The 5,076-nt window shown below is 61.4% G+C and carries 3 protein-coding genes and 1 pseudogene; all 4 read right to left on the bottom strand.

The annotated features are described in order from the left end of the window. Positions 1-56: 56 nt before the first annotated feature. Positions 57-994 (bottom strand): annotated as a pseudogene (locus ABCW43_RS28785) (IS3 family transposase); the annotation flags it as partial. Positions 995-1,021: 27 nt separating this feature from the next. After that, the gene (locus ABCW43_RS28780) at positions 1,022-2,758 is read right to left on the bottom strand and encodes an ABC transporter ATP-binding protein (RefSeq protein ID WP_345930747.1); all 1,737 of its coding nucleotides are present in this window, start codon (positions 2,756-2,758) and stop codon (positions 1,022-1,024) included. A gap of 7 nt (positions 2,759-2,765) precedes the next feature. After that, positions 2,766-3,887: an ABC transporter permease gene (locus tag ABCW43_RS28775; RefSeq protein WP_345926909.1), complete on the bottom strand. Its 1,122-nt coding sequence runs from the start codon at positions 3,885-3,887 to the stop codon at positions 2,766-2,768. Positions 3,888-3,897: 10 nt separating this feature from the next. Then, positions 3,898-4,884 carry an ABC transporter permease gene (locus ABCW43_RS28770; protein WP_345926907.1) on the bottom strand — a complete coding sequence of 329 codons (987 nt, stop codon included), beginning with the start codon at positions 4,882-4,884 and terminating at the stop codon, positions 3,898-3,900. Positions 4,885-5,076: the final 192 nt, after the last annotated feature.

Genomic DNA, 5,076 nt, shown 5'->3' with positions numbered 1-5,076 from the left:
TGGCTCGGTTTGTTTGAACAGTTTCGGGCGTTTCGTTAAGTGGATTTCCGCCTCGATTATGCTGCCACCATCATTGGTGCCAGCGCGTTGAAGTAGGCCTGATCCGGCGTCTGCCGGTCAAGGGATGAATGTGGGCGTCGGCTGTTGTAGAAGGTCAGATATCTGCCGATGGCAGCGCGGGCCTCGGACACGGTCTTGTAGGCGTGAAGGTAGACTTCCTCGTATTTGATCGACCGCCAGAGCCGCTCGACGAAGACATTGTCCCGCCACGCCCCCTTGCCGTCCATCGAGATGGCAATCTCTACTTTCTTCAGCACCGCCGTGAAGTCGATGGAGGTGAACTGCGATCCCTGGTCCGTATTGAGGATTTCCGGCTTGCCACAGCGGGCAAGTGCTTCCTCCACCGCTTCGATGCAGAAGGCTGCTTCCATCGTGATCGACAGCCGCCATGACAGAACCCTCCGGCTGAACCAGTCGACGACAGCGCAGAGATAGACGAATCCCCGCGCCATGGGGATGTAGGTCAGGTCCATCGCCCAGACCTGGTTAGGCCGGGTGACCGCCAGCTTGCGCAGGAGGTAGGGATAGATTTTGTGCCCAGGCGCTGGTTTTGAGGTGTTTGGGCGGCGATAGATCGCCTCGATGCCCATCTTCTTCATCAGCGTGGCGACATGCAGCCGCCCAGCTTCCAGCCCTTCTCCTCTCAAGAGCCCTTGCAACATCCGACTTCCGGCAAAGGGGTAGTCGAGATGCAACTCGTCAATCCGGCGCATCAGGGCAGGATCGCCGTCAGGCACTGGACGAGGAAGATAATAGACCGTGCCACGGCTGAAGCCGAGAAGCTTCGCCTGGCGCGCGACCGACAGTTCGTGCTCGCGGTCGATCATTTTTTTCCGTCCAGCAAGCCCGCTTTGCCGAGCGCTCCGGCTAAAAAATCGTTTTCCAGCGTCAGCTCCCCGATTTTGGCATGCAGCGTTTTGACGTCGACGGTTGGATAAGGTCGTCGGAATTAAAGTCCGCGTCAGCCCTGTGCATTATTTATCCTAATGTCACTGGTATACCGAAACCGCTTGGAGCGATCGCGATCGCGGGGATCCGGCCGGGGAATGGCCGAAATCAGTGCCTGCGTGTAGGGGTGATCAGGGTTGTTGCAGACCTTCTCCGCCTCGCCCACCTCGACGAGCTTGCCGCGATACATGACGCCGACCCGGTCGCACATGTAGCGAATGACGCCGATGTCATGGCTGATGAAGATGTAGGCGAGCTTCAACTCGTCCTGCAGCCGCATCAGGAGATCCAGCACCTGGAAGCGCACCGAGACGTCGAGCGCCGAGGTCGCCTCGTCGGCGACGATGATGCGCGGATTGAGGGTGATCGCCCGGGCGATGCCGATGCGCTGGCGCTGGCCGCCGGAAAAGGCGTGCGGGTAACGTTCCCGCCCGGCCGGGTCGAGGCCGACCTGATCCATCAGGTGGCAGACCCGCTCGTCGAGTTCCTTGCCCTTCGACAGCCCGTTGACCAGCAGCGGCTCGCCGATCACCTGCGCGACGGTCATGCGCGGGTTGAGCGAACCGAACGGGTCCTGGAAGACCATGCGCAGCTCGCGACGGGCTGCTTTCAGTTCGCGCCCCTCAAGCTTGGCGAGATCGACCACCTTGCCATCGGCGCGGCGGTAGTGCATTTCGCCGGATGCCGGATCGTAGAGCCGCATGATCGAGCGGCCCAGGGTCGTCTTGCCGGAACCGCTTTCGCCGACGATGCCGAGCGTCTCGCCGGGCAGCAGAGCGATCGAGACGTCGTTCAGCGCCTTCATCTCCCCGAAATGCATGGAGAGGTTGCGGATGTCGAGGATCGGTTCGGCGGTCGTGTCGAGCGGCGGTCGCGCCAGACGGATTTCCGCCTTCTGCTCCAGCTTCAGCACGGAGCCGATGAGCATCTTCGTATAGGCATCCTTCGGCGTATGAAAGATCTGGTCGACCGGCCCGTATTCCTTGATGACGCCGTGATGCATGACCAGCACGTCGTCGGCGATCTGTGCCACCACGCCCATGTCGTGGGTAATGAACAGAACCGCCATTCCGGTCGTCTGCTGCAGGCGCTTGATCAGGTCGAGGATTTCCGCCTGGGTCGTCACGTCGAGCGCGGTGGTCGGCTCGTCGGCGATCAGCAGCTGCGGCTTGCACGCAAGCGCCATGGCGATCATGGCGCGCTGGCGCATGCCGCCGGAATACTGGAAGGCGTAGCGGTCGAGCGCCTGTTCCGGATTGGGGATTTCCACCTGCCGGAGCAGTTCTGCGGCTTCCTTGCGGGCCTGCGCCTTGCTCATGTTCAAATGCAGCCGCAGAACTTCGGTGATCTGGTCGCCGACGGTGTGCACCGGCGAAAGCGACGACATCGGTTCCTGGAAGATCATCGCGATGTCGCGGCCACGGACCGCGCGGATCGCCTTGCTGCGCGGATCAAGCCTGGCGAGGTCGATCGAGGTGCCGTCCTGGCGGTTGAGGATGATCGAGCCGGAGGCGATGCGGCCGGGCGAATCGATGATCTGCAGGATCGAGCGGGCGGTGACGGATTTGCCGGAACCGCTTTCGCCGACCACGCACAGGGTTTTGCCGGGCTCAATCGAAAAGGAGATGTCGTTGACCGCCTTGAAGATGCCGGTGCGAAGCGGAAACTCCGTCACTAGGTTCTTTACTTCGAGCAGCGTCTTGCCCGCCGCCATCGAAGGACGGGGCGTGATGGATAGGATATCAGTCATCCGCGCCTCACTTGTTGTACGGGTCGGCCGCATCACGCAGACCGTCGCCGAAAAGGTTGAGCGCCATGACGGCGACGACGACCGCGAGCCCCGGCATAAACAGCCATGGCGCGGTGGCGATGGAGCGGATGTTCTGCGCCTCGCGCAGAAGAACGCCCCAGGAGACTGTCGGCGGCTGCAGGCCGAGGCCGAGGAAAGAGAGCGATGTCTCCGCCAGGATCATCGCCGGCACGGCCAATGTCATCGAGGCGATGATATGGCTCGAGAAGCTCGGCAGCATATGGCGGAAGATGATGCGGCCTTCCGAGACGCCGTCGAGACGAGCGGCGGCGACGAATTCCTCGGTTCGCAGCGACAGGAAGCGGCCGCGCACGACGCGGGCAAGCTGTGCCCAGCCAGTGAAAGACAGGATGATGGTGATCATCATGTATTGCAGCGCTGCCGGCCAGCCCTGCGGCAAGGCTGCGGCGAGCGCCAGCCAGATCGGAATGGTTGGCAGCGACAGCACGAAGTCGATGACGCGCTGCATGACGAAGTCGATCCGGCCGCCGTAATATCCGGAAATGCCACCGAGCACGATGCCGAGCAGCAGCGACAGGAACACGCCGACAAGGCCGATCGACAGCGAGATCTGTGCACCCTGCACCGTGCGGCTGTAGACGTCGCGTCCGAGACGATCGGCGCCGAAGAGATAGAGCGGCTTGCTCTTGTCGGTGGTGGCGATGAGGTGGATGTCCGTCTCGAACAGGCCAAGCACCGAATAGGTGTAGCCACGCCCGAAGAACTGGATCGGGATCTTCGTATTGGTATCCTTGACGAAGATGGCGGCAAGCGTGTTCGGATCACGCGTCAGCTTCATCCCGTAATAATACGGGCCGAAACTGAACCCGTTGGCCGTATCGAGGAAATGAATGCTCTGCGGCGGGTGGAAGGTCGAACGGGCGTTCTGCATGATCGGATCGTTGATCGCGAAGAAGCCCGGGAAGATCGCGACAATGTACATCGCGACGGTGACGACAAGTGCGGCCATGGCGAGCTTGTGCCGCTTGAAAGCCCACCAGATGAGCTGCCATTGCGAGGCAACGGCGGCGCGGTCCGGCCTGACATTGGTGATGGAGACATCGACCATGGGTGTTCTCCTATTCGAGCCGAATGCGCGGATCGACCAGCGCAAGCAGGATGTCGCTGATCAGGGAGCCGATCAGGGTGAGCGCGCAGATCAAAAGCACGAAGGCGCCGGCCAGATACATGTCCTGTGCCATCAGTGACTGCAGAAGCAGCGGGGCGGCGGTCGGCAGGTTGAGGACGATCGCAACGACGACGGAGCCGGAAATCAGGTTCGGCAACAGCCAGGCGATCGTCGAGATGAACGGGTTGAGTGCGATGCGCAGCGGGTATTTGATCAGCAGTCGAAATTCGGAAAGACCCTTGGCACGCGCCGTCGTCACATAAGGTTTGGGCAGCTCGTCCAGCATGTTGGCGCGCATGACGCGGATCAGGCTTGCGGTGGAAGAAATCGCCAAAATCGCGACCGGCAGCCACAGATGTGTCAGCAGATCGTACATCTTGGCAAGGCTCCAGGAGGCCATCTCGTATTCCGGCGAGAACAGCCCGCCGACGTCCGCGCCGAATTCAACCGCCGCGACATACATCAGCACCAGCGCGAGCAGGAAGGACGGGATGGACAGGCCGAAGAAGGTGAAGGCCGTGAAGGCGTAGTCGCCGATCGAGTATTTCTTCACCGCGGAATAGACGCCGATCGGCAGCGCCAGCGCCCAGGTGGCGATCAGGCTCGCGAGCGCGAGTACCAGGGTCAGCGCCATGCGCTCCCAGATCAGACCCGAGACCGGCTGCTGCCATTCGAACGAGATACCGAAGTCGCCGCGGCTGATGATACCCCAGATCCATTTCAGATATTGCACCAGCATGGACTGGTCGAGGCCGAACCGCTCGCGCAGTGCAGCTGCGGTGTTCTGATCGACCACTTCGTTGGAAGAGGCAAGCGTCGCGATATAGGTGGTGACGAAGTCGCCCGGCGGAAGCTGGATCAGAACGAAGGCGAGGAAGCTCACCGCAAACAGCGACGGGATCATCCATAACAGACGTTTGATGATAAATTTCAGCATGCAAAGCTCGCAATTCGGATTGCACGGCATGCCAATACGAAAGCCTTAGACCATCGTTCGGGCAGTTGATGCAATGGGACCGGAAGGGTGCCGCCGCCGGTCGGGCGGCGGCACAGTTGGAGTAAATCAGCGCGTGCCCGCTCAGCTCGTGAACGTGAACTGCTGCGGCAGGGCAGGGCCGGGGTTCGGCCA

It is taken from the genome of Neorhizobium tunisiense (assembly GCF_039631515.1).
Lineage (GTDB): Bacteria > Pseudomonadota > Alphaproteobacteria > Rhizobiales > Rhizobiaceae > Neorhizobium.
Note: the sequence above shows the minus strand (reverse complement) of the source record. Positions and strands in the feature narration are given on the sequence as shown.

Bases quoted from the DNA above. Each gene is read 5' to 3' on its own strand.
- ABCW43_RS28775 (WP_345926909.1), bottom strand. From the start codon at position 3,887: ATGGTCGATGTCTCCATCACCAATGTCAGGCCGGACCGCGCCGCCGTT.
- ABCW43_RS28780 (WP_345930747.1), bottom strand. From the start codon at position 2,758: ATGACTGATATCCTATCCATCACGCCCCGTCCTTCGATGGCGGCGGGC.
- ABCW43_RS28770 (WP_345926907.1), bottom strand. From the start codon at position 4,884: ATGCTGAAATTTATCATCAAACGTCTGTTATGGATGATCCCGTCGCTG.